The sequence below is a fragment of the Bradyrhizobium oropedii genome, assembly GCF_020889685.1.
In the GTDB taxonomy this organism is placed as follows: Bacteria; Pseudomonadota; Alphaproteobacteria; order Rhizobiales; family Xanthobacteraceae; genus Bradyrhizobium; species Bradyrhizobium oropedii.
Map to the genome: position 1 here is coordinate 78487 of NZ_JACMYO010000004.1, position 23948 is coordinate 102434.

The 23948-nt window shown below is 64.3% G+C and carries 20 protein-coding genes; 16 read left to right on the forward strand and 4 right to left on the reverse strand.

Annotated features, from left to right (window positions below; genetic code table 11):
- Positions 1-2 precede the first annotated feature (2 nt).
- Both H8A95_RS02665 and H8A95_RS02670 read left to right on the forward strand, forming a co-directional pair.
- Positions 3-818, forward strand: a complete 816-nt coding sequence (locus H8A95_RS02665; protein WP_229181669.1) for an alpha/beta hydrolase — start codon at positions 3-5, stop codon at positions 816-818.
- Positions 819-985: 167 nt separating this feature from the next.
- Positions 986-2629 carry a benzoate-CoA ligase family protein gene (locus H8A95_RS02670; RefSeq protein WP_229181670.1) on the forward strand — a complete coding sequence of 548 codons (1644 nt, stop codon included), beginning with the start codon at positions 986-988 and terminating at the stop codon, positions 2627-2629.
- Between the two features lie 36 nt (positions 2630-2665).
- Here H8A95_RS02670 and H8A95_RS02675 read toward each other — a convergent pair whose 3' ends face one another.
- Both H8A95_RS02675 and H8A95_RS02680 read right to left on the reverse strand, forming a co-directional pair.
- Entirely contained in the window at positions 2666-4267 is a 1602-nt protein-coding gene (locus H8A95_RS02675) for an MDR family MFS transporter (protein ID WP_229181671.1), read from the reverse strand.
- An 8-nt stretch (positions 4268-4275) separates the two neighbouring features.
- Positions 4276-5463 carry an HlyD family secretion protein gene (locus tag H8A95_RS02680; protein ID WP_229181672.1) on the reverse strand — a complete coding sequence of 396 codons (1188 nt, stop codon included), beginning with the start codon at positions 5461-5463 and terminating at the stop codon, positions 4276-4278.
- A 157-nt stretch (positions 5464-5620) separates the two neighbouring features.
- Here H8A95_RS02680 and H8A95_RS02685 point away from each other — a divergent pair, with 157 nt between their 5' ends.
- Both H8A95_RS02685 and H8A95_RS02690 read left to right on the forward strand, forming a co-directional pair.
- Positions 5621-6325, forward strand: a complete 705-nt coding sequence (locus H8A95_RS02685) for a TetR/AcrR family transcriptional regulator (RefSeq protein WP_229181673.1) — start codon at positions 5621-5623, stop codon at positions 6323-6325.
- On the forward strand, positions 6325-6747 hold the full coding sequence (locus H8A95_RS02690) for a hypothetical protein (protein ID WP_229181674.1): 423 nt from the start codon (positions 6325-6327) through the stop codon (positions 6745-6747). Before H8A95_RS02685 ends, H8A95_RS02690 begins: the two co-directional genes overlap by 1 nt.
- 10 nt (positions 6748-6757) lie before the next feature.
- Here H8A95_RS02690 and H8A95_RS02695 read toward each other — a convergent pair whose 3' ends face one another.
- Together H8A95_RS02695 and H8A95_RS02700 are read right to left on the reverse strand one after the other, a co-directional pair.
- Complete coding sequence (locus H8A95_RS02695) at positions 6758-8509, reverse strand: ATP-binding protein (RefSeq protein WP_420839317.1); 1752 nt, start codon at positions 8507-8509, stop codon at positions 6758-6760.
- 94 nt (positions 8510-8603) lie between these two features.
- Positions 8604-9530 carry a LysR family transcriptional regulator gene (locus tag H8A95_RS02700; RefSeq protein ID WP_229181675.1) on the reverse strand — a complete coding sequence of 309 codons (927 nt, stop codon included), beginning with the start codon at positions 9528-9530 and terminating at the stop codon, positions 8604-8606.
- Between the two features lie 155 nt (positions 9531-9685).
- On the opposite strand from H8A95_RS02700, the gene H8A95_RS02705 reads away from it, so the two are divergent.
- From H8A95_RS02705 to H8A95_RS02760, 12 genes are all read left to right on the forward strand, one after another.
- The gene (locus tag H8A95_RS02705; RefSeq protein ID WP_420839319.1) at positions 9686-10717 is read left to right on the forward strand and encodes a class 1 fructose-bisphosphatase; all 1032 of its coding nucleotides are present in this window, start codon (positions 9686-9688) and stop codon (positions 10715-10717) included.
- A gap of 10 nt (positions 10718-10727) precedes the next feature.
- Positions 10728-11603, forward strand: coding sequence for a phosphoribulokinase (locus H8A95_RS02710; RefSeq protein WP_163152611.1), 876 nt, complete (start codon positions 10728-10730; stop codon positions 11601-11603).
- Positions 11600-13624 carry a transketolase gene (tkt, locus tag H8A95_RS02715; protein ID WP_229181676.1) on the forward strand — a complete coding sequence of 675 codons (2025 nt, stop codon included), beginning with the start codon at positions 11600-11602 and terminating at the stop codon, positions 13622-13624. The genes H8A95_RS02710 and tkt overlap by 4 nt, the downstream gene beginning before the upstream one ends.
- A gap of 15 nt (positions 13625-13639) precedes the next feature.
- Entirely contained in the window at positions 13640-14722 is a 1083-nt protein-coding gene (gene fba, locus H8A95_RS02720) for a class II fructose-bisphosphate aldolase (RefSeq protein ID WP_229181677.1), read from the forward strand.
- A 30-nt stretch (positions 14723-14752) separates the two neighbouring features.
- A complete protein-coding gene (locus H8A95_RS02725) occupies positions 14753-16216 on the forward strand; it encodes a form I ribulose bisphosphate carboxylase large subunit (protein ID WP_229181678.1) in 1464 nt (487 codons plus the stop codon).
- A gap of 12 nt (positions 16217-16228) precedes the next feature.
- The gene (locus H8A95_RS02730; protein WP_163152619.1) at positions 16229-16654 is read left to right on the forward strand and encodes a ribulose bisphosphate carboxylase small subunit; all 426 of its coding nucleotides are present in this window, start codon (positions 16229-16231) and stop codon (positions 16652-16654) included.
- Between the two features lie 110 nt (positions 16655-16764).
- Positions 16765-17685, forward strand: coding sequence for a CbbX protein (gene cbbX, locus H8A95_RS02735; protein ID WP_229181679.1), 921 nt, complete (start codon positions 16765-16767; stop codon positions 17683-17685).
- The gene (locus tag H8A95_RS02740; protein WP_229181680.1) at positions 17682-18398 is read left to right on the forward strand and encodes an HAD family hydrolase; all 717 of its coding nucleotides are present in this window, start codon (positions 17682-17684) and stop codon (positions 18396-18398) included. The genes cbbX and H8A95_RS02740 overlap by 4 nt, the downstream gene beginning before the upstream one ends.
- A 614-nt stretch (positions 18399-19012) precedes the next feature.
- Entirely contained in the window at positions 19013-20080 is a 1068-nt protein-coding gene (chvE, locus tag H8A95_RS02745; RefSeq protein ID WP_274617364.1) for a multiple monosaccharide ABC transporter substrate-binding protein, read from the forward strand.
- A 164-nt stretch (positions 20081-20244) separates the two neighbouring features.
- Positions 20245-21825, forward strand: coding sequence for a multiple monosaccharide ABC transporter ATP-binding protein (gene mmsA / locus H8A95_RS02750; RefSeq protein WP_229181681.1), 1581 nt, complete (start codon positions 20245-20247; stop codon positions 21823-21825).
- Positions 21822-23012: a multiple monosaccharide ABC transporter permease gene (gene mmsB / locus H8A95_RS02755; RefSeq protein WP_229181682.1), complete on the forward strand. Its 1191-nt coding sequence runs from the start codon at positions 21822-21824 to the stop codon at positions 23010-23012. Before mmsA ends, mmsB begins: the two co-directional genes overlap by 4 nt.
- Before the next feature lie 57 nt (positions 23013-23069).
- Complete coding sequence (locus tag H8A95_RS02760; RefSeq protein ID WP_229181683.1) at positions 23070-23903, forward strand: inositol monophosphatase family protein; 834 nt, start codon at positions 23070-23072, stop codon at positions 23901-23903.
- The last annotated feature ends 45 nt before the right edge of the window (positions 23904-23948 follow it).

Consider the following 23948-nt stretch of genomic DNA (forward strand, 5'->3'; position numbering starts at 1 on the left):
CCGTGACCGGAATCGATTACGAGGTCGAATACAACAACCGGGCACGGGTGCCGGAAAACCCGGTGCTGATGGCGGGCTGGGCGAGGGACGCCGCGGCCTATCGCGAGCAGCACCCGCCGCGGCGCCTGACCTATGGTCCGGGCGCCCGCAACGTCATCGACCTCTTTGAAGGCGACCGTGGCGGGCCGCTCGTCGTCTTCATCCATGGCGGCTACTGGCAGGCGCTCGACGGCTCGTCCTCGAGCCACTGCGCGCGGGGTCTCAATGGCCACGGCATCAGCGTCGCGGTGCCGAGCTACGACCTATGCCCCAGCGTCTCGGTCGACGACATCATCGGCGAGATGCGCGCAGCGTGCCGTGAACTTGCAAAACTCGGCCGGCCGCTGGTCGTGTCGGGGCACTCAGCGGGCGGGCACCTTGCCGCATGCATGCTCGCGACCGATTGGCCGGCCTTCGACGCGTCGTTGCCGAACAAACTGGTCAGGGCTGCTTACGCGATCTCCGGCCTGTTCGAGCTTGAGCCGCTGGTCGGCACCACCATCAACAAGGCACTTGGCCTCGACCGCGACGCTGCAAGGGCGGCGAGCCCGCTGCTCTGGAAAGCCCCCGCCGGTGCGACACTTGATGCCGTCGTCGGTGGCGCCGAGAGCGCCGAATATCATCGCCAGAGCCGTACTATCGTCGATGTCTGGGGCCAAGCGGGCGTGGCGACGCAGTTCGGCACCGTGCCCGATGCCAATCATTTCACCGCGATCGCGCCGCTTGCCGACCCGGCGTCGGACATGGTCGCGCGGCTGAAGCAACTCACGCAGATCTGAGGTTCTATGGGGGTGCGAACGGCTCAACGCGATTTCCACCCTTGCGCCAAATTATTTTAAGTATAAAATGATTGGCGATCGGAACGCTGCCGGGCGTCCTCGATACGATGTTGGTCTTCTCGATATTTGGTCTTGGCCTTTCTGGATAGAAAGCGAGGGGCAATCGAATGTCAGGTGAATTTCCCGCGCTCGGCCCATCCGGGCATGTCGACGATTTCGCGCGGCGTAACCTGCCGCCATCAGAGCAATGGCCGCAGCTGCTGCTCGACCGTCCGGAATTCAAATATCCCGATTATCTCAACGCCGCGGTCGAACTCACCGACCGCATCGTCGAGCAAGGGATGGGCGATCGCATCGCGCTGATCGGCAACGGCCGGCAACGCACCTACAAGGAATTGACCGACTGGTCGAACCGCCTGGCGCATGCGCTGGTGGAGAATTACGGCGTCAAGCCCGGCAATCGCGTCCTGATCCGTTCGGGCAACAACCCGGCGCTGGTTGCGGCGTGGCTCGCGGCGACCAAGGCCGGCGCCGTCGTCGTCAACACCATGCCGATGTTGCGCGCCGGCGAATTGGCCAAGATCGTCGACAAGGCCGAGATTGCCCTGGCGCTGACCGACAGCCGGATCGCGGATGAGCTGGTGGCCTGCGCCAAGACCAGCAAATTCCTCAAGCAGGTCGTCAATTTCGACGGCACGCAAAATCACGATGCCGAGCTCGACCGGATCGCGTTGAACAAGCCGGTCAAGTTCGATGCGGTGAAGACCGGCCGCGACGACGTCGCGCTGCTCGGCTTCACGTCGGGCACGACGGGCGAGCCCAAGGCGACGATGCACTTCCACCGCGATCTCCTGATCGTCGCGGACGGCTATGCGAAGGAAGTGCTCAAGGTGACGCCGGACGACGTCTTCGTCGGCTCGCCGCCGCTCGCCTTTACGTTTGGTCTCGGCGGGCTCGCGATCTTCCCGCTGCGCTTCGGCGCGACCGCGACGCTGCTGGAGAACGCGGCGCCGAGCGAGATGATCCGGATCATCGAGACCTACAAGGCGACGATCTGCTTCACCGCGCCGACCGCCTATCGCGCGATGATGGCCGCGATGGACAAGGGCGCCGATCTTTCCTCGCTTCGGCTCGCGGTCTCGGCCGGCGAGACGCTGCCGGCGCCGGTGTTCGAGAGCTGGACCAAAAAGACCGGCAAGCCGATCCTCGACGGCATCGGCAGCACCGAGTTGCTGCACATCTTCATCACCAACCGCACCGGCAGCGCGGTCGGCGGCACCACGGGCACGCCCGTTTCGGGCTACGAAGCCCGGATCGTCGACGAGGACATGAACGAGCTGCCGCCGGGCCAGGTCGGCAAGCTTGCGGTTCGCGGCCCGACCGGCTGCCGCTATCTCGCGGACTCCAGGCAGACCAAGTATGTCCGCGACGGCTGGAATATCACCGGCGATGCCTTCGTCAGCGACGAGAGCGGTCGGCTGTCGTTCGTGGCGCGTGCCGACGACATGATCATCTCGGCGGGCTACAATATCGCCGGTCCCGAGGTCGAGGCGGCGCTGCTCGGGCATCCCGATGTCGCGGAATGTGCCGTGATTGGCGCACCGGACGAGGAGCGCGGGCAAATCGTGTCCGCCTTCGTCGTGCTGAAGCAGGGTGCGCGCACCGACGATGTCGAGGTCAAATTGTTGCAGGATCACGTCAAGGCGACGATCGCGCCGTACAAATATCCCCGCGCGATCGCTTTCGTCGAGGCGCTGCCCAAGACCCAGACCGGGAAGATCCAGCGCTTCAAGCTGCGCGAGGCGAGCTGAGGGGCAGGGCGACGGCCACGGCTGCCGCCCTCGAGTTCAATGCGCGCCGGCGCCGCCCGCCGCGCTCTTCGGCTTGCCGGTCAGAACGATCGCGATCGCAGCGAGCACCAGCACGACGCCGATCACCGCGAAGGCGTCACTGAAGCCAAGCACCAGCGCCTGACGCTTCACGATGTTGCCGATCGCCACGATCGCTTGGTTGTGTGCGGTGGCGGGGTCCGAGATGCCGTGGCTGAGGAAGTAGTTGGTGACCTCGGCGATCCGGGTCCGTACCTCGTCGCGGCCGAGATGAACGGACTGGCCGATGATGTTGGAGTGGAACTGTTCGCGCTTGGTGACGATGGTCGAGAGCAGCGCGGTGCCGATCGCGCCGCCGAGGTTGCGCATCATGTTGGAGATGCCGGAGGCCGCCGGAGCATCCTGCGGCGCGACGCTGCCGAGGCTGATGGCGGACAGCGGCGCCAGCGTAATCGCCTGGCCGACAGCGCGAACGATGTTCGGATAGAAGAACTGGTCGCCTGAATAGTCGAGCGACATCTGGATGTTCATGAAGGAGGAGACCGCGAACAGCGCCATGCCGGTGAAGGCGATCAGGCGGGCATCGAAGCGCTGCATCAGCTTCGGCACCAACGGGATCAGGATCAGCTGCGGCAGGCCGGTCCAGGCCAGCACCTGGCCGATCTGCTCGGCATTGTAGCGCTGCACCTGGCCGAGATAGGCGGGCAGCAGATAGACCGAGCCGAACAGCGCAAAGCCGACGAACACTGCCGAGATGGTGCCGAAACCGAAGCTGCGCTGGGTCAGCAGCCGCAGCCGCAGCAGCGGCTTCTCGACGACCAGCTCGATCCAGATGAACAGGGTCAGGCTGACCGCGGCTATCACCGCGAGCTTGACGATGAAGGGCGAGCCGAACCAGTCGTCCTTGTTGCCTTCCTCCAGCACCGCCTGCAGCGACGACAAACCAATCGCCATCGTGATGATACCGAGCCAGTCACCCTCGCGCAGCAGATGCAGCTGCATCGGCTGGCGCTCCAGAGTGAAAGAGAGGGTGGCGACCATGACAGCGGTCGGGATCACGTTGACGAAGAAGATGGTCTGCCAGCCGTAATTTTCGGTCAGGTAGCCGCCGATGGTCGGGCCGATCGCCGGCGCGAAGGTCACCGCGAGCGCGAACATCGCCAACCCGATCGGCTGCTGCGGCTTCGGCAGCTTGGTGAAAACGAGCGTGAAGGCCATCGGGATCAGGACGCCGCCGAAGAAGCCCTGCAGGCCGCGCATCGCGATCATCGACGGCAGATCGTGGGTGAAGGCACAGGCGACCGAGAAGGCCGCGAACAGCGTGGCGAAGCTGATGATGATCTTGCGGAACGAGAACACCCGGCTGAGATAGTCGGTGAGCGGGATCACCACGATCTCGCCGATCAGATAGGACGTCGAGATCCAGGAGCCGTTGTCGACACCGGTTCCGATGCCGCCCTCGATGTTGAGCAGCGAGGCGTTGGTGATCTGGATGTTGAGGATCGCCATGAAGGCGCCGATCATGGCCGCCAGGATCGAGATCCAGACGGTCACACTGGCGCGATTGGGATCTACGGCGGCGCGGGGCGCGGCGGCGGAGGAGAGCGCGAGGTCGGACATGACATCACCTATTTGAATGAGGCGACAGCGAGTTTCGGCGTGGCTTTTGCGTGCGGAGCTTCCTCAGTCGGACGCGACAGCGTCGCGATGGAGGGGATCACCGACATGCCCGGCCGCAGGTCGACATTGGTCGCGTCGAGCACGATCTTTACCGGGATGCGCTGCACCACCTTGGTGAAGTTGCCGGTGGCGTTATCCGGCGGCAGCAGCGCGAACTCCTGGCCGCTTGCCGGCGCCAGGCTGTCGACATGGCCGCGCACGACCTGACCGGGGAACATGTCGACCTCGATCTCGACCGGCTGGCCCTTGCGAACATTGGTGAGCTGCGTCTCCTTGTAGTTCGCGATCACATAGGCGCCGGTGGCCGGCACCAGCGACATCAATTGCGTGCCGGCCTGGACGAACTGGCCGGTGCGCAGGGTGCGGTTGCCGACCACACCGTCGATCGGGGCGATGATGGTGGTGTAGCCGAGATTGAGCTCGGCCTGATGCTGGAGCGCGGTCGCCCGTGCCTGCGCCGCGACGGCCTGGGCGATGTCAGCCTTGAGCAGTTCCACCTGGCGCTCTGCGGAGGCAAGGTTTGCGGTGTCGCGGGCGATGGCGGCCTGTGCGCTGGCGTAGCGAGACTGCGCCTGCTGCGCGTTCTGCACGCTGCCGTAGCCGGTGCCGGCGAGGTCGGTGTAGCGCTTGTTCTCCTGCTCGGCGAAGGTCTGGTTCGCGGTATCCACGGCGAGCGTTGCGCGCGCCGCTTCGATCACCGAGTGCTGCACGTCGAGCTGCGCGCGCTTGCTGGTGATCGCAGCTTCAGCGGCGGCGACGTCGGCCTTGGATTGATCCAGCGCGACCTTGAAATCGCGATCGTCGATCCGCGCCAGCATCTGGCCGGCACGCACATGCTCGTTGTCGCCCACCAGCACCGCGCTGAGATAGCCGGAGACCTTGGGCGCGATGGTGGTGTTGTCGGCCTTCACATAGGCGTCGTCGGTCGAGACCTGAAAACGGCCGACCGTCCAGTAATCCCAGCCGTACCAGGCGCCGCCCGCGAGCAGCGCGAGCGCAGCCCCGGTCAGCAGCAGGCGTCGAAGCTTGCCCTTGGCGGCAGCCGGCTTGGCGGCTTCCGGATTTGCGATCAATTGCTTGGCGGTCTCGGCCGGAACCTGGCTTTCGGCTTTGAATGATGTCTCATGCTGGCTCATGGCAGGCGCTCCTGATCTGCTCTATCCCGTTGGAAAACCTTGCTAATCTCGGCATCCGGTCACGGGATAAATTAGGAAACTTGATGTTTTCCAAAATAGAGCCCATATTGGGACTGTCAATAGAATGACAGTCATCATCTAAAAGCATGGCTCGCGGATGAACCGGAACGACAAAGTCCAGACTGAGCAAAGCGTGCCGGAGCGGCGCGGTCGCGGGCGGCCGCAGCTTCGTTCCGACGATGAGACGCGTGCGCTGATCTATGAGGCGGCGCGGCGCGAGTTCTCCGAGCGCGGCTTCGCGGCGGCAAGCATCGCCGACGTGGCCTGCCGGGCCGGCGTCTCCACCAAGACGCTCTATCGTTTGATCCCGACCAAGCTGGCGCTGTTCGAAGGCATGGTGACCGACAGGGTGGACCGGTTCGTGTCCATCGTGAATCTCGGCGCCTGCGACGGTCGCAATGTTGCGGCGGCGCTGGAGATCGCCTTGCAGACTTGCGCCGAGCTCATTCTCGATGCCGAGGTGATCGCGCTGCAACGGATCATCCTAGCGGAGAGCGACAAATTTCCCGACATTGCCGAGACCTTCTACGAGAAGGCCATGCGGCGGACCATCGCGGCGCTGGCGAGTTGGCTGGGCGTGCAGCAGCGGCGAGGGCGGATCGTGCTTGATGATACTGAGGCGGCCGCAGGCATGCTGCTCGGCATGTTCGTGTTCAAGCCGCAGCGCGACGTGATGTTCGGGCACAAGCCGGTGCTGACGCGCAGCGAGATCGAAGCGCGCGCCAAGGCCTGTGCGGCGCTGTTCCTGTCGGGATGCGCTGCGCCGGCCGACCAGATCAAAATGCAGGGCGGAGACGCGTGATGCCGGAGGCGGCCGCGACCTACACCGTCGAGGCGAAAATTTCGCACGACGACGAGGTCAAATGCCAGGATGTGCTGACGCGCTGGATGGCGGCGCTCAATCGGTATGACGCGTCAGCCGTGGATGCGCTGATGCATTTCCCGCATGTGCGGATCGCCGGCGGCGTGGTCACCGTCTACCAGCAGAGCGGCAGCAATCCGATGGACCTGTTCGAGCGGCTGCGCAAGCAGGACGGCTGGCACCACAGCGCCTGGAATGAGACCAGGCTGGTCCAGTCCTCGCCGGCCAAAGCCCACTACGCCGTCCGCTACACGCGCTATCGCGAGGACGGATCGATCATCGGGGTCTACGATTCCCTCTATGTGCTGAGCCTGCTCGACGGCGCCTGGAAGATCCAGAGCCGCTCGAGCTTTGGACCCTAGGTGAGCCGCTTTACTTGGCTGCTACCGCCGCTGCGGGAGACTGCGCCAGCACTTGCCGGATCATTCGGGCGAGATCGGATTTGCGGTAGGGTTTCGGCAGCAGCGTGACATCGGGGTCGAGACGGCCGTGGTGGAAGATCGCGTCCTCGGTGTAGCCCGACGTGAAGAGCACGCGCACCGAGGGCAGCTTGGCGATCACGGCATCGGCCACCTGCCGGCCATTCATGCCGCCGGACATGATGACGTCGGTGAACAGCACGTCGCAGACGAACCCCTTGTCGATCGCAGCCAGTGCTTCCGGGCCGTTGGCGGTGACCATCGTGTGGTAGCCGAGCTGTTCGAGCTGGGCGCTGACGTAATTGCGGACCAGCGGATCGTCCTCGACGACAAGGATCGTTTCGTTGCCGCCACGCGTGTCGACTGGGGCGGGCGGTTCGACGTCGACCATGTCGCCCGTGCTGCGCGGCAGATAGAGCTTGATCGATGTGCCGTGACCTTCTTCGGAATAGATCTTGAGATGCCCGTCGGACTGCTTGATGAAGCCGTAGACCATGCTGAGCCCAAGGCCGGTGCCCTTGCCGGTGTCCTTGGTGGTGAAGAACGGTTCGAACACCTTGTCGCGAATTGCCGAGGGGATTCCGTCTCCGGTGTCGCTGACGGCGACCATCACGTATTCACCCGCCCGCACATCCGGGTTGGCGGCGGCATAAACCTCGTCGAGGATGACGTTGCTCGTCTCCAGCATCAGCTTGCCGCCATCGGGCATCGCATCGCGGGCATTGACGGCGAGATTGAGCAGCGCGGTCGCCATGTGATTGGGGTCGATGAAGGCCGTCCAGGCGTCGGGTTCGAGCGCGGTATCGATTTCGATCTGCTCGCCGAGCGAGGGGCGCAGCAACCGCGCGGTGTCCTGCACCAGCGTGTTGAGATTGGCTTCACGCGGTTGCAGTGGCTGCAGCCGCGAGAAGGCCAGCAGGTGCTTGGTCACTTCGGCACCGCGAAATGCGGCGTCGGTGATCATCTTGGCGACAGACGATAGCGCGGCATCATGTTCGACGGCCTCTGCGAGAATGTCGATCAGGCCGGTGATGACGGTCAGGATATTGTTGAAGTCGTGGGCAATGCCGCCGGAGAGGTGCCCGACCGCCTCCATCTTCTGCACCTGGCGCAGCTTCTGTTCGGTTTCGAGCTGTTCGCGCGCGGCTTCGACCTCGCGGGCGCGCATGAAGATTTCAGCCTCCATCTGCTCGGTGCGCTCGCGCAGCCGGTCGGTCAGCTCAGCCTGCTCGGCGCCGCGCTGCCTCAGCTGAATGAAGCTGGTGACGTCTTCCACCCGATGGATGATGTAGATGAACTGTCCGGTCGGCCCGAACACCGGCGTATTGCGCGGGCTCCAGTAGCGCTCCTCGAATCCACCGCCCTCCGACTCGGGCTTGCGGATATCGTATTTCTGCACAGACATGGTGTCGGGGCGGCGGAACTGGACCACGCGCTCGAGTGAGGCGCGCAGGTTCCGCACGCCGTCGGCGGCAGGATCGTCCGGATTGTCGGGAAAGATCTCGAACAGGTTGCGCCCGAGGACCGCCGCGCGCTCGGTCCTGGTGGCGCGCAGATAGGCGTCGCTTGCTGCTACGATATGGAAGTCGGGCTGGGTCAGCACCAGATAAAGGCCGGGCGCCGCCTCGAATAACGCCTTGAAGTCAGGCATCGGCGGGGACTGGTTTTGCAGTGCATCCTCCCTCGCAGGGATACGGTCCGCCACTGACCGCACTCAAGATGTGACATGCGTTCGCCGGAACTTCAATGGTTAACACACGGCACCAGCTCGATTTTCTCGATCCGTCGATGGCTTGGCACTAGTGCGAATTCGGCAGGTACCGCCAGCCCTCCTTGCCCAGGAATTCCAGCATCGCCTGCGCGGGCGGCAGCAGGATCTTGTCGATGCGCCGGATCGCGTGCCACTGCCGGACGATCGGCAGGCCCTTCACCTTGAGCACCACCAGGCGGCCATCCTCCAGCTCATGGAACACCGTATGCTGGGAGATGAAGGCGATGCCGAGCCCGGCCATGACCGCCTGCTTGATGGTCTCGTTGCTGTCCATCGCCATGCCGAGCTTCGGCTCGAGCCCGACCCGCTCGAAATATTGCTGCATCAGCATCCGCGTGCCTGACCCTTGCTCGCGGGTGATGAAGGTTTCATTGGCGAGCTCCGACGGGGCGACGTGCCGGCGCCGCGCCAGTCGATGATCGGGGGCGGCGATGATGAAGTGCGGATGCCGGCCGAGCGGCTTCATCTCGACCTCGACATCGGCCGGCGGCCGGCCCATCACGGCGATGTCGAGATCGTAGCCGCGCAACGCGTCGCGGATCTCCTCGCGGTTGCCGATTCGCAGCGTGACCTCGATCTTGGGGAAGCGGCGCGAGAACGCCGCGATCGCGAACGGCACGAAGTATTTCGCGGTAGAGACCGCGCCCATCGCGACGCGGCCGCCGCTGCGGCCGGCGATCATGTCGAGCGATTGCTCGCAATCCTTCAACGCGGCTTCGATCCGCTCGACCAGCGTCAGCACATGCGCGCCGGCATCCGTCAGCGCCATGCCATCACCGGTGCGCTGAATCAGCGGCAAACCCGCGAGCGCCTGGAGGTTGCGAAGCTGCAGTGTCACCGCCGGCTGCGTCAGGTTCAAGCGGTTGGCCGCGGACGTGATCGAGCCGGCCTCGTGCAAGGTCGACAATGCGCGCAGTTGGCGGATGGTGAGATCCCGCGAGAAGTTGCCGGCCATGACAAGCTCCATAAGAAATACTTTGCCCGGACCAAAGATAATAAAATTTCCCTAATTGGGCAATTCGCGCGTTGATACGGCGAAGGCGACTCCCCTGAGGTCGCCTCTCGAAGCCTCGGGACAGAGGGCGCGATCATAGGGAGAGGCCGGTGGAGATTCGTCCTGCATTACATGCCCATCTGGAGTGGCCGACGCAGCACAACCCGTTGCGTGCCGCGACCGTTGTGGTGATCGAAGCGCTTGCCGGTGCCGCGATCGAGCTGTCGCGCATCATTGCCGTCGGGCCGCTCGCCGGCATCGGCGGCGAGAGCGGCGGCGTCAATCCCGACGGTGATCGTCAGAAGACCATCGACATCGTCGCCGACCGCCTGATGCGCGACGCGCTGCGGGCCGCGCCGGTCGCTGCGGTTTTGTCCGAGGAGGTCGAGCTGCCCGAGACGCTCGATCCCGACGCGCCGCTCTGTGTCGCGATCGATCCGCTCGATGGCTCCGCCAATCTCGAAAACAATATCTCGATCGGCACGATCTTCTCGATCCGGCCGAAGGGCAACGACGTCATCTCGACCTTCTTCGAGCCCGGCACGGCGCAATGTGCCGCCGGCTGCTTCATCTACGGTCCGCAGACCGTGCTTGTGCTGGCGCTCGACCAGTGCGTCGACTGTTTCACGCTCGACCCGCGAACCGGCGAGTTCGTCCTGACTGCGCGTGACCTGCGGGTGCCGCAGGGCGCGTCGGAGTTCGCCATCAATGCCTCGAACCGGCGGCATTGGAGCAGCCCGGTGCGCAACTACATCGACGACTGCCTTGCCGGGGTGAATGGCGAGCTCGGGCAGGACTACAACATGCGCTGGATCGGTTCGCTGGTGGCGGAAGCCTACCGAATCCTGATGCGGGGCGGCGTGTTCCTGTATCCGGCGGATGCGCGCCAGGGTTACCGCGAAGGCCGGTTGCGCCTGTTGTACGAGGCGCATCCGATCGCACTGATCATGGAATGGGCGGGCGGCGCCGCGTCGAGTGGCCGGGCGCGCATCCTCGAACTATCGGCACGTACGCCGCATCAGCGGGTGCCGCTCATCATGGGATCGGCGCGCGCCGTGCGCGACGTCGATGCGATCCACCTGACCGTCGAGCCGTTGTTCGAGAGCAGCGATGCCCCGCTGTTCGCGCGGCGCGGCCTGTTCCGCTGAGGGGGAACGCATGTCTCGTCGACATCCCATCATCTCGATCACCGGCTCGTCCGGCGCCGGCACCACCTCGGTGAAGAAGACGTTCGAGAACATCTTCCGCCGCGAGAACGTGGTTGCGGCCTACATCGAGGGCGACGCCTTCCACCGCTACGACCGCGCCGAGATGCGCAGCATGATGTCGGAGAAGGCCGAGCGCGGCAACAAGCACTTCAGCCATTTCAGCCCCGAGACCAATCTGTTCGAGGAACTGGAAAAGCTGTTCAGCGACTATGCCGAGACCGGCACCGGAACGACGCGGCACTATGTGCACGACGAGGAGGAATCGCGGCTTTACGGCGCCAAGCCCGGCACCTTCACCGCCTGGGAAGCGCTGCCGGAGAATTCCGACCTGCTGTTCTACGAGGGCCTGCATGGCGCCGTGGTCACGGACAAGGTGAATGTCGCGCAGCACGCCGACCTCAAGATCGGCGTCGTGCCGGTCATCAATCTCGAATGGATCCAGAAGCTGCATCGCGATCGCAGCCATCGCGGCTATTCCACCGAGGCTGTGACCGACACCATCCTGCGCCGCATGCCGGACTATGTGAATTACATCTGCCCGCAATTCACCGAGACCGACATCAACTTCCAGCGTGTGCCGACCGTCGACACGTCGAATCCATTTATCGCGCGCTGGATCCCGACGCCCGATGAATCGATGGTCGTGATCCGCTTGAAGAACCCGCGCGGCATCGATTTTCCCTATCTGCTCTCGATGATCCCGAACAGCTTCATGTCGCGCGCCAACTCGATCGTGGTGCACGGCGCCAAGCTCGACCTCGCGATGCAGCTGATCCTGACCCCGCTGATCCTGCAACTGATCGAACGAAAGAGGCGAACGATATGACGACCGCACTTGCGTCCGTTGCCAGCCGCCCTGACGTCGCACACAACGAGATGGCCAACGCCATCCGCTTCCTCGCCATCGACGCGGTGGAGCAGGCGAAATCCGGCCATCCCGGCATGCCGATGGGCATGGCCGATGTCGCCACCGTGCTGTTCACCGACTTCCTGAAATTTGATCCGGCGGATCCGGCCTGGCCCGACCGCGACCGCTTCGTCCTGTCGGCCGGCCACGGCTCGATGCTGCTCTATGCGCTGCTTTATCTCACCGGTTACGAGAGCATGACGCTCGATCAGCTCAAGGCGTTCAGGCAGTGGGGCTCGCAGACCCCGGGCCATCCCGAATATGGCCATACCCCGGGAGTCGAGACCACCACCGGGCCGCTCGGGCAGGGCATTGCGACCGCGGTCGGCATGGCGCTGGCCGAGCGCTTGATGAACGCCCGTTTCGGCGACGACCTCGTCGACCACTACACCTATGTGATCGCCGGCGATGGTTGCCTGATGGAGGGCCTCAGCCATGAGGCGATCTCGCTCGCAGGCCATTTGCGGCTGAACCGCTTGATCGTGCTGTTCGACGACAATCGCATCTCGATCGACGGCGCGACCTCGTTGTCCTGTTCGGACGACCAGACCGCGCGGTTTGCGGCCAGCGGCTGGAACGTCTGCCGCATCGACGGCCACGATCCGCAGGCAATCTCCGCGGCGATCAGGCAGGCACGGTCAAGCGATCGTCCGTCGCTGATTGCCTGCCGCACGGTGATCGGGTTCGGTGCGCCGAACCGGCAGGGCAGCGAGAAGGCGCATGGCGCGCCGCTCGGTGCCGATGAGGTGGCGAAGACCCGCAGCGCGCTGCGCTGGCCGTATCCGGCGTTCGAGATCCCCGATGTGGTTCTGGCCGAATGGCGCGAGCTCGGCGGCCGTGGCCGCGACGCGCGGCGGGCGTGGATCGAGCGTTCGCGTGCCGCCTGCAAGGCAGACAAGGGCGAACGGTCACCGTTCCACGATGCGCTGAACCGGAGACTGCCCTGCGCCTATACCAAGGCGATGGCGACGCTCGTTGAGCGCTTTGCAACCGAGCGGCCGAAGCTCGCGACGCGACAGGCCTCGCAGCAGGTCATCGACGTGATCGCGGAGGCGTTGCCGAATCTGCAGGGCGGCTCGGCCGACCTCACGCACTCCAACCTGACGCTGGCGAAGTCGCAGGTTTCGGTGCGGCCGGAAACGCTCGACGGCAGCTATATCCACTACGGCATCCGCGAGCACGGCATGGCCGCGGCGATGAACGGCATCGCGCTGCATGGCGGGTTCATTCCCTATGGCGGCACCTTCCTCAGCTTCGCCGATTACAGCCGGCCGGCGATCCGTCTCGCGGCGCTGATGGGGATCCGCGTCATCCATGTCATGACGCATGACTCGATCGGGCTCGGCGAGGACGGGCCGACGCATCAGCCGGTCGAGCATCTGGCCGCGCTGCGCGCGATCCCGAACGTCTTGGTGTTCCGCCCGGCCGATGCGGTCGAGACGGCGGAGGCCTGGGACTGCGCGCTGAAGGCGGAGACCGCGCCGTCGATCCTCTGCCTGTCGCGGCAGGCGCTGCCGACGGTCCGCACCGATATCAAGGACAACCAGGTTGCGCTCGGCGCCTACGTTCTCGTCGAGCCGGCCTTCGCGCGTGACGTCACCCTGATTGCAACGGGTTCGGAGGTGGCGATCGCGCTCGAAGCCGCAAAGCAGCTGGCGGAAGACGGGGTACAGGCCGCGGTCGTCTCGGCCCCGTGCTTCGACCTCTTCCGCCAGCAGCCGCGCGATTATCGCACGAAGGTGCTGGGCAGCGCCCCGCGCGTCGGCGTGGAAGCCGCAGTCGAAGGCGACTGGGCGCGTTGGCTCGGCGACGACGGTGCGTTCGTGGGCATGACCGGCTTCGGCGCCTCGGCGCCGGCCGACGTGCTCTACCGCGAATTCGGCATCACGCCAGCGGCGGTCGCCGCCAGCGCAAAACAGCTCATTCAACGAGCGAATTGAAAGGAGGACGCCACGATGGCGCGGATCACACTGAGGCAATTGCTGGACCACGCCGCCGAACGCGGCTACGGCGTGCCGGCCTTCAACATCAACAACATGGAGCAGGGCCTCGCCATCATGGAGGCGGCGGCCGCCTGCGATGCGCCGGTCATCATCCAGGCTTCGCGCGGCGCGCGGTCCTACGCCAACGACATCATGCTGGCGAAGATGATCGATGCGCTGGAGGAGATGTATCCGCAGATCCCGCTCTGCCTGCATCTCGATCACGGCAACGAGGAGGCGACCTGCGCCACCGCGATCCGCTACGGCTTCACCTCCGTGATGATGGACGGCTCGCTGAAGGCCGACGCCAAGACCGCGGCCGACTATGACGACAACGTCGATATCACCCGCCGGGTGGCCGACATGGCACACTGGGTCGGCGCGTCGGTCGAAGGCGAGCTCGGCGTGCTGGGCTCACTCGAGCATGGCGGCGGCGAGCAGGAGGACGGTCACGGCGTCGAAGGCACAGTGAGCCACGATCAGCTGCTCACCGATCCCGACCAGGCTGTCGATTTCGTTCGCGCGACCAAGGTCGATGCGCTCGCGATCGCGATGGGCACCTCGCATGGCGCCTACAAGTTCACGCGCAAGCCCGACGGTGAGATCCTGGCGATGCGCGTGGTCGAGGAGATCCATGCGCGCCTGCCGAACACGCATCTGGTGATGCACGGCTCGTCTTCGGTGCCGCAGCCGCTGCAGGACATGTTCAACCAGTACGGCGGCGAGATGCCGCAGACCTGGGGTGTGCCGGTCGAGGAGATCGTCCGCGGCATCAAGCATGGCGTGCGCAAGGTCAATATCGACACCGATTGCCGGCTGGCGATGGCCGCAGCCTTCCGCAAGGTCGCGACGCAGTCGAAGAGCGAGTTCGATCCGCGCAAATTCCTCAAGCCGGCGATGGATGCGCTGCGCGAACTCTGCCGCGACCGCTTCGAGCAGTTCGGCACGGCCGGTAATGCCGCCAAAATCAAGGTCGTGGCACTGCCTGAAATGGCCCGTCGCTATCGCGCCGGCGCGCTCGACCCGCAGATTGGAAAGATGACCCAGGCCGCCTGAGCAATGGCCAGCGAAAGACAGGAGATTCAGATGAACATTCAGCAATCGATGACCGTGCGTGGCAAGGATCGCTACAAGTCCGGCGTGATGGAATACAAGCGGATGGGCTATTGGGAGCCGAATTACGAGCCCAAGGACACCGACGTCATCGCGCTGTTCCGCGTCACGCCGCAGGACGGCGTCGATCCGACCGAGGCCTGCGCTGCGGTGGCCGGTGAATCCTCGACCGCGACCTGGACCGTGGTGTGGACCGATCGGCTGACCGCCGCGGAGAAATACCGGGCGAAGTGCTATCGCGTCGATCCGGTGCCGAACTCGCCGGGCAGCTACTTCGCCTATATCGCCTACGACCTCGATTTGTTCGAGCCGGGCTCGATCTCGAACCTGACCGCGTCGATCATCGGCAATGTGTTCGGTTTCAAGCCGTTGAAGGCATTGCGGCTCGAGGACATGCGGCTGCCGGTCGCCTATGTGAAGACGTTCCAGGGCCCGGCAACCGGCATCGTGGTGGAGCGCGAGCGGCTCGACAAGTTCGGCCGTCCTTTGCTCGGCGCCACCGTGAAGCCGAAGCTCGGTCTGTCCGGCCGCAACTACGGCCGTGTCGTCTATGAAGCGCTGAAGGGCGGGCTCGACTTCACCAAGGACGACGAGAACATCAACTCGCAGCCCTTCATGCACTGGCGCGAGCGCTTCCTGTACTGCATGGAAGCGGTCAACCGTGCACAGGCCGCGACCGGGGAGATCAAGGGCACCTATCTCAACGTCACCGCGGCGACCATGGAGGACATGTACGAGCGCGCCGAGTTCGCTCATGAGCTCGGCTCCAACATCGTCATGATCGACCTCGTGATCGGCTACACCGCGATCCAGTCGATGGCGAAGTGGGCGCGCAAGAACGACATGATCCTGCATCTGCATCGGGCCGGTCACTCGACCTACACCAGGCAGCGCAGCCATGGCGTCTCGTTCCGCCTGATCGCGAAATGGATGCGGCTCGCCGGCGTCGATCACATCCATGCCGGCACTGTTGTCGGCAAGCTCGAGGGTGATCCGAATACCACGCGGGGCTATTACGATATCTGCCGCGAGGACTTCAATCCGATGCAGCTCGAGCACGGTGTGTTCTTCGACCAGAACTGGGCGAGCCTCAACAAGCTGATGCCGGTGGCCTCCGGCGGCATTCATGCCGGTCAGATGCATCAGCTGCTCGATTTGCTCGGCGAGGATGTCGTGCTGCAGTTCGGCGGCGGCACCATCGGCCACCCCCGCGGCATCCAGGCCGGCGCCACCGCGAACCGCGTCGCGCTGGAAGCCATGATCCTCGCCCGCAACGAGGGACGCGACTACGTCCACGAGGGGCCGGAGATCCTGGCCAAGGCGGCGCAGACCTGCACGCCGCTGCGCGAGGCGCTCGATGTCTGGAAGGACGTCACCTTCAACTACGAATCGACGGACGCCCCCGATTTCGTTCCCACGCCGAGCATGGCGGTCTGACAGGAGTTTCTCATGCGCGTGACCCAAGGCTGCTTCTCTTTCCTGCCCGATCTCACCGATGAGCAGATCGCTGCGCAGGTGCAATACTGTCTCGACAAGGGTTGGGCGGTGAACATCGAGTTCACCGACGATCCGCATCCCCGCAACACCTATTGGGACATGTGGGGCCTGCCGATGTTCGACCTGCGCGATGCGGCCGGGATCATGAAGGAGCTCGCCGATTGCCGGCGGGTCTATGGCGACCGCTACATCCGGATCTCCGGCTTTGATTCCGGTCACGGCTGGGAGTCGGTTCGCATCTCCTTCATCGTCAACCGGCCGCGCGAGGAGCCGGGCTTCCGGCTCGACCGCTCGGAGGCTGCCGGACGCAACCTTCGTTACGCGACGCATTCCTATGCGGCGGATCGCCCCGAGGGCGAGCGTTACGCAGATCAGTGACCGCGTCCGGTTGACAAGCCAGGCGGGTTGCTCCCTCGACCGTCTGGTCCGGATGCACTTCTCCGTCGTCGCCGCAGCGGCGACGGAGCTTTTCTGAAAGCGAGAGGATAATGACGCAAGCGCAAGAACAGATCAGCGAGACCCCGCTCCAGACCATCGACCTCCGGCATGAATTCGCCGACCTCGGCATCGGTGACGTGCTCGACCAGCTCGATTCCGAACTGATCGGCCTCAAGCCGGTGAAGACCCGTATCCGTGAGATCGCATCGCTCCTGCTGGTCGAACGCATCAGGCAAAAGATGGCGCTGGCGACGACATTCCCGACCTTGCATATGTCGTTCACCGGCAATCCCGGCACTGGCAAGACCACGGTTGCCCTCAGGATGGCAGGCATCCTGCACAAGCTCGGTTTCGTGCGCCGCGGCCACGTCATCAGCGTCACGCGCGATGATCTCGTCGGGCAATATATCGGCCACACCGCGCCGAAGACGAAAGAAATCTTGAAGAAGGCGATGGGCGGCGTGCTGTTCATCGACGAGGCCTATTATCTCTATCGTCCCGAGAACGAGCGCGACTACGGGCAGGAGGCGATCGAGATCCTGCTGCAGATCATGGAAGCGCAGCGCGAGGATCTGGTGGTGATCCTGGCGGGCTATGGCGACCGCATGGAGAAATTCTTCCAGAGCAATCCGGGTTTCCGGTCGCGCATCGCGCACCACATCGACTTCCCGGACTATTCGGACGGCGAGCTGCTTTGGATCGCCGAGCTGATGTTGCAGCAGCAGAATTATCGTTTCTCTCCGGAGGCGCGCGAGGCCTTCACCCGGTACATCGGCATCCGCAAGGAACAGCCGCTTTTCTCCAATGCACGCTCGATCCGCAACGCGCTGGACCGCATCCGGCTGCGCCAGGCCAACCGGATCGTGGCGAAGCTCGACCGCACGCTGACCGCCGACGACGTGATGTCGATCGAGGCCGGCGACGTGCTGGCCAGCCGCGTGTTCGCGAAAGGGGCGGGCGAGGGACGATGAACCAGGCGCTCGCGATGATCCGGTCCGCCGGGATACGCGGCATCATCGCAAGCGCGCGCGCCTTGATCTTCGATGTCGACGGCACGCTGGCCGAGACCGAGGAAGTGCATCGCCGCGCCTTCAATGAGGCGTTTGCCGAAGCAGGGCTCGATTGGTTCTGGGATCAGGTCACCTACGCGCGGCTGCTTCGAACTGCCGGGGGCAAGGAGCGCATCCGCGCCTTCGACCAGCGCAACGCGGTTCCCTCGCTGACATTCGCCGAGATCGCCGACTTGCACCGGATCAAGACCGGGCGTTACGCAGCGCTGATCGCGGGAGGCGGTTGCCCGTTGCGGCCGGGCGTCCGGGCCTGGCTTGCCGGCGCGCGCCGCCGTGGCCAGCGCCTGGCGATTGCCACGACGACCTCGCATGGCAATATCGAGGCGCTGCTCTCGGTTGCGCTTGGGGTGGACTGGGTCGATCTGTTCGAGGCGATCGTCGCCGGCGACGACGTGCCACGCAAGAAGCCGGCGCCGGATGTCTATGTCGAGGTGCTGGCGCGGCTCGGGCTCGGGCCGGTGGATTGCATCGCGGTCGAGGATTCCGGCAACGGCCTCGTCGCCGCGGCACAGGCCGGCATTCCCGTGGTCATCACCCGCAGCACCTATTTCAGCGATGACGATTTTGCCGAGGCGCTGCTTGTCGTCGATGATCTCTCTGACCTCGACGCCTGAAGGCCGCTGCCGCCGCCAAGCGACAGTCCAGATCAATTTATTCGCATAGTGAAATAAATGGCCCTTGCGTCCCTAGCAGGGTAAGGGCACAATCCCACCGAAGGTTGCCAGAAGCAGCAGCGCCACCTAGTTGAAGGTGGGCCTGCCAGCCAATTCCGGGAGTTTGCACCCCATGATCCTCCGCTTTCCGATGGATTTATTCGGATGGTGAAATAAATGGTCGTCGGTGCTTGTATCCATGGGGGCGCCATCCACCAAAAGTTGCCGGAGGCACGTGCCGTACCACCAGACGCGCTCTGGCGGACGCTGGCGCTCGCCAACGATTCCGGGAGACAGGCGCCTCATGGTCCTCCACCTCATCCGTCCCACGACGTGACTCGCAGGCGAACCCGGCATGGCAGGATCGACTTGGCTGATCGACGTGGCTGATCGTGCGGAGCGAGCATTGGCGCTGTTGACGGGTTCAATCGACATCCCGCAATTTCGGTTGGTGGCGGTCCCGGCGCAAATCCGACATCGCCATAGATCGGCGGCCAGCCTACGAATGATAGCGGTCGATTGACGCTGTCCACGACAACGGTAATCCAACTCAAAAAAAATCGAGGGAGCGAAGCATGTTCAGATTGAAGACCGCCTTGTTTGCGCTGGCGTTAACAGGTCTCTCCGCGGCCGCATCGGATGCGCTGGCCCAGAGCAAGCCGACCATCGGCATCGCGATGCCGACCAAATCCTCGGCGCGCTGGATCGACGACGGCAACAACATGGTCAAGGTGCTGAAGGAGCGCGGCTACGGCACCGATCTGCAATATGCCGAAGACGACATTCCGAACCAGCTCTCCCAGGTCGAGAACATGGTGACCAAGGGTGCCAAGGTGCTGGTCATCGCGGCCATCGACGGCACCACGCTGTCCGATGCCCTGAAGCAGGCCAAGGCCCAGGGCATCACGGTGATCGCCTATGATCGCTTGATCCGCGACACCCCCAACGTCGACTATTACGCGACGTTCGACAATTTCCAGGTCGGCGTGCTGCAGGCGAGCTCGATCGTGAATGCACTGGGGCTGAAGGACGGCAAGGGTCCCTTCAACATCGAGCTGTTCGGCGGCTCGCCCGACGACAACAACGCCTATTTCTTCTACGACGGCGCGATGTCGGTGTTGAAGCCATATATCGACAGCGGCAAGCTCGTGGTTGCCAGCGGCCAGACCGGCATGAACAAGGTCGCAACCCTGCGCTGGGACGGCGCGACCGCGCAGGCGCGGATGGACAATCTGCTGAGCGCCTTCTACGGCAAGAAGCGCGTCGATGCGGTGCTGTCGCCGTATGACGGCCTCTCGATCGGCATCATCTCCTCGCTGAAGAGCGTCGGCTATGGCAGCAAGGACCAGCCGATGCCGTTCATCAGCGGGCAGGATGCGGAAGTGCCTTCGGTCAAGGCGATGCTGCGCGGCGAGCAATATTCGACCATCTTCAAGGACACCCGCGATCTCGCCAAGGTCACGGCCGACATGGTCGATGCCGTGCTGAGCAAGAAGGAGGTCAGCGTCAACGACACCAAGACCTACAACAACGGGGTCAAGGTGGTTCCGTCCTATCTGCTCAAGCCGGTCGTGGTGGACAAGACCAATTGGGAGAAAGTCCTGATTGACAGCGGCTACTATAAGCGCTCGCAATTCGACTAGAGCGTTTTCGAGCGAAGTGGGTACCGGTTCGCGCGAGGAAAACGCGTCAGAACATGAATCTGGAGCCCCGTTCCGATTTGATCGGAACGGGGCTCTAGGCCGGATCGCCGGGGGAGCGGCGGCGCACCGTGCCGGGGCCGATCGACGCTGCAGGACATGATCCGATGACGGCAATGCTTGAGATGCGCGGCGTCCGCAAGAGCTTTGCCGGCGTGCAGGCGCTGCGCGACGTCAGCTTCACTGTCGAGGCAGGGCAGATCCATGCCTTGGTCGGGGAGAACGGTGCCGGCAAGTCGACCTTGATGAAGGTGCTGAGCGGGGTCTACCCCGCCGGCAGCTATGACGGGTCGATCGTATTCGACGGCGAGGAACGGCGGTTCCGCGACATCAATGACAGCGAGGCGCTCGGGATCATCATCATCCATCAGGAACTGGCGCTGATCCCGCTGATGTCGATTGCCGAGAACATCTTTCTGTCGCATCCGCCGTCGCGCTTCGGCGTCATCGACCGCCACGCGGTGCATCGGCGGACTGCCGAGCTGCTGGCGCAGGTCGGCTTGCGGGAGTCTCCGGATACGCTGATCACCGACCTCGGCGTCGGCAAGCAGCAGCTGGTTGAGATCGCCAAGGCGCTGTCCAAGCGGGTGCGCCTTTTGATCCTCGACGAGCCGACCGCAAGTCTGAACGAGGCGGACAGCGCTGCCTTGCTCGAACGGCTCCTGGCCTTCCGCGAGCAGGGCATCGCCTCGATCCTGATCTCGCACAAGCTGAACGAGGTCGCGCGGGTTGCCGACCGCATCACGGTGCTGCGCGACGGCCGCACCGTCGACAGCATCGACTGCCGCACCGAGCGGATCGAGGAAGACCGCATCATCCGAAGCATGGTCGACCGCGATCTCGCGCATCGCTTTCCGAAGCGAAGCGCCGAGATCGGCGAACCCGTGATGAGTGTGGAGAACTGGTCGGTGTATCATCCGCTGCATCCAGAGCGGCAGGTGATCAAGAACGTCGACTTCAAGCTGCGCCGCGGCGAGGTGGTCGGCATCGCCGGCCTGATGGGCGCCGGTCGCACTGAGTTCGCCATGAGCCTGTTCGGCCGCGCCTGGGGCACCAACGTCTCCGGCAAGGTCCGCCTCGAGGGACACGAGGCCGATCTCTCCAGCGTGCCGGCGGCGATCGCTGCCGGACTTGCCTATGTCACCGAAGACCGCAAACAGCTCGGGCTGATCCTTGCCGCCGACGTCCGCAAGAACGTGACGGTGGCGAGCCTCCGCAAGGTGTCGGAGCGCGGCGTGATCGACGATGTCGTCGAGCTGAGGGCCGCGAGCGACTATCGCACCCGGATGCGGATCCGCTGCTCCGACGTCTACCAGGCAACCGGTGACCTCTCGGGCGGCAACCAGCAGAAGGTCGTGCTGTCGAAATGGCTGATGACCGATCCGAAGGTGCTGCTTCTGGACGAGCCGACGCGCGGGATCGACGTCGGGGCAAAGTACGAGATCTATTCCATCATCAACGAGCTCGCCGAGGCGGGCAGGGGCGTCGTCGTGATCTCGTCGGAGATGCCCGAGCTGCTCGGCATCTGCGACCGGATCTGCGTGATGAATGACGGCGCCTTCGTCGGCGAGTTCGACAAGGACGATGCGACCCAGGAGAAGATCATGCGCGCCATCATGCGCAATGTCAGAATGTCCGGAAGCCGCGCCGATGACGGCGTGGCACGTGCCGGAGGAGAGGCGCGATGACCGACAAGACGGTGTCACTTCCCGAATCTCCCAGGCATTCCGGCTTCATCAAGAACAATCTGCGCAACTACGGCATGCTGCTGTCGCTGCTCGCGATCATGCTGTTCTTCGAGATCGTCACCGACGGCACGCTGTTGCAGCCGCTCAACCTCACCAATCTCGTGCTGCAGAACAGCTACATCGTCATCATGGCGCTCGGCATGCTGCTGGTGATCGTCACCGGGCATATCGATCTTTCGGTCGGCTCGGTCGCGGGCTTCGTCGGCGCGGTCGCGGCGGTGCTGATGGTGCGCTACCATGTCGGCTATCCCATCGCATTCATCGCCTGCCTCCTGCTCGGCGGCGCGATCGGCGCAGCCCAGGGTTACTGGGTCGCCTATTTCAAGATCCCGTCCTTCATCGTGACGCTGGCGGGTATGCTGGTGTTCAAGGGGCTTGCGCTCGCGGTGCTGCAAGGGCAGTCGCTCGGGCCGTTCCCGTCGACCTTCCAGAAGCTGTCGTCGGGCTTCATTCCCGAACTGTTCCCCAGTGCAGGCACGCTTTACCCGACGTCGCTCCTGATCGGCGTCGTGCTGGCGTTCGTGCTGGTGCTGGCGAGCGCCAAGAGCCGGGCGCGCGAGCAGGCGCACGGCATCGAGGTCGAGCCTTATGCATTCTTCATCGTCAAGAGCGTCGCGCTGGCGGGGGCCGTGCTCTACTTCACATACCTGATCGCCTCGCATCGGGGTCTGCCGAACGTGCTCGTGATCATGACGGCCTTGATCGCGCTCTATGGCTTCGTCACGCGGAGGACCGTGGTCGGCCGGCATATCTATGCGGTCGGCGGCAACGCCAAGGCGGCGAAACTGTCGGGGGTCAAGACCGAGCGGCTGACCTTTCTCACTTTCGTCAACATGGGCGTGCTCGCCGCGCTCGCCGGGCTGGTGTTCGCAGCCCGGCTCAACACCGCGACGCCGAAGGCCGGCCTCGGCTTCGAACTCGACGTGATCGCCGCCTGCTTCATCGGCGGCGCGTCGGCCTATGGCGGCGTCGGCCGGGTCGGTGGCGCTGTAGTCGGTGCCATGATCATGGGTGTGATGAACAACGGCATGTCGATCCTCGGTATCGGCATCGATTATCAGCAGGTGATCAAGGGTCTCGTCCTGCTTGGCGCCGTCTGTATCGATGTCTACAACCAACGCCGGTGACTGCCGCGCAGTCATGATTCCACGACAGGATACTGACGCAACGCAGGAGAATGCCGCGTGAAACTGTCCCATGCCGATGCGCTGACCATCGGAAACATCCTCGCCGAGGTCGGCCGCACCGAGATCATGCCGCGCTTTCGCCGCGTGCGGGAGATCGAGGTCCGCACCAAGACATCGGCGTTCGACGTCGTCACCGAAGCTGATGAACTCGCCGAGCAGGCGATATCGGCGGCGCTGCTGCGGGCATTTCCGAATGCTGCCGTAATCGGCGAGGAGGGCACGGCGCGTGACCCGGCCGCGCTCGATCAGGTCGGAACTGCGGAGCTTGCCTTCATCATCGATCCGATCGACGGCACCCGGAACTTCACCTCCAGCCTGCCGCTGTTCGGCAGCGTGGTGGCCGCCACGATGCGCGGCGAGGCCGTGTTCGGCGCGATCCATGATCCCGTCAGCAACGATACTGCATTCGCGCTGCGCGGCGAGGGCGCGTGGCTCGAGCTGCCGGACGGCAGGCGGCATGATTTGAAGGTGGCGCCGGCGGTGCCGGTCAAGCAGATGGACGCGGTGGTCGGCGTCAACTTCCTGCCCGAGCCGCTGCGCGCAATCGTTGCCGGCAATCTGTCCAAGCTCGGCGCCAGCGCCTGGCTCCGATGCGCAGCGCACGAGTATCGCATGGCGGCGTCAGGCCATTGCCACCTGCTGTTCTACAACAAGCTGATGCCGTGGGATCATGCCGCCGGCTGGCTGTTGCATCGCGAGTCCGGCGGCTACAGCGCACATTTCGACGGATCACCCTACAGGCCGGTCAATCTGACCGGCGGCTTGTTGTGCGCGCCCGACGAAGAGAGCTGGCATGCGGCGCAGCGGGCGATCCTGACGCCCGCCGGATAGGTTCTGATTCAACAGTCTTGCCCCACGTCGTCCCTGCGAAAGCAG

Bases quoted from the DNA above. Each gene is read 5' to 3' on its own strand.
- H8A95_RS02670 (WP_229181670.1), top strand. From the start codon at position 986: ATGTCAGGTGAATTTCCCGCGCTCGGCCCATCCGGGCATGTCGACGAT.
- H8A95_RS02675 (WP_229181671.1), bottom strand. From the start codon at position 4,267: ATGTCCGACCTCGCGCTCTCCTCCGCCGCCGCGCCCCGCGCCGCCGTA.
- H8A95_RS02680 (WP_229181672.1), bottom strand. From the start codon at position 5,463: ATGAGCCAGCATGAGACATCATTCAAAGCCGAAAGCCAGGTTCCGGCC.
- H8A95_RS02685 (WP_229181673.1), top strand. From the start codon at position 5,621: ATGAACCGGAACGACAAAGTCCAGACTGAGCAAAGCGTGCCGGAGCGG.
- H8A95_RS02690 (WP_229181674.1), top strand. From the start codon at position 6,325: ATGCCGGAGGCGGCCGCGACCTACACCGTCGAGGCGAAAATTTCGCAC.
- H8A95_RS02700 (WP_229181675.1), bottom strand. From the start codon at position 9,530: ATGGCCGGCAACTTCTCGCGGGATCTCACCATCCGCCAACTGCGCGCA.
- H8A95_RS02710 (WP_163152611.1), top strand. From the start codon at position 10,728: ATGTCTCGTCGACATCCCATCATCTCGATCACCGGCTCGTCCGGCGCC.
- tkt (WP_229181676.1), top strand. From the start codon at position 11,600: ATGACGACCGCACTTGCGTCCGTTGCCAGCCGCCCTGACGTCGCACAC.
- fba (WP_229181677.1), top strand. From the start codon at position 13,640: ATGGCGCGGATCACACTGAGGCAATTGCTGGACCACGCCGCCGAACGC.
- H8A95_RS02725 (WP_229181678.1), top strand. From the start codon at position 14,753: ATGAACATTCAGCAATCGATGACCGTGCGTGGCAAGGATCGCTACAAG.
- H8A95_RS02730 (WP_163152619.1), top strand. From the start codon at position 16,229: ATGCGCGTGACCCAAGGCTGCTTCTCTTTCCTGCCCGATCTCACCGAT.
- cbbX (WP_229181679.1), top strand. From the start codon at position 16,765: ATGACGCAAGCGCAAGAACAGATCAGCGAGACCCCGCTCCAGACCATC.
- H8A95_RS02740 (WP_229181680.1), top strand. From the start codon at position 17,682: ATGAACCAGGCGCTCGCGATGATCCGGTCCGCCGGGATACGCGGCATC.
- chvE (WP_274617364.1), top strand. From the start codon at position 19,013: ATGTTCAGATTGAAGACCGCCTTGTTTGCGCTGGCGTTAACAGGTCTC.
- mmsA (WP_229181681.1), top strand. From the start codon at position 20,245: ATGACGGCAATGCTTGAGATGCGCGGCGTCCGCAAGAGCTTTGCCGGC.
- mmsB (WP_229181682.1), top strand. From the start codon at position 21,822: ATGACCGACAAGACGGTGTCACTTCCCGAATCTCCCAGGCATTCCGGC.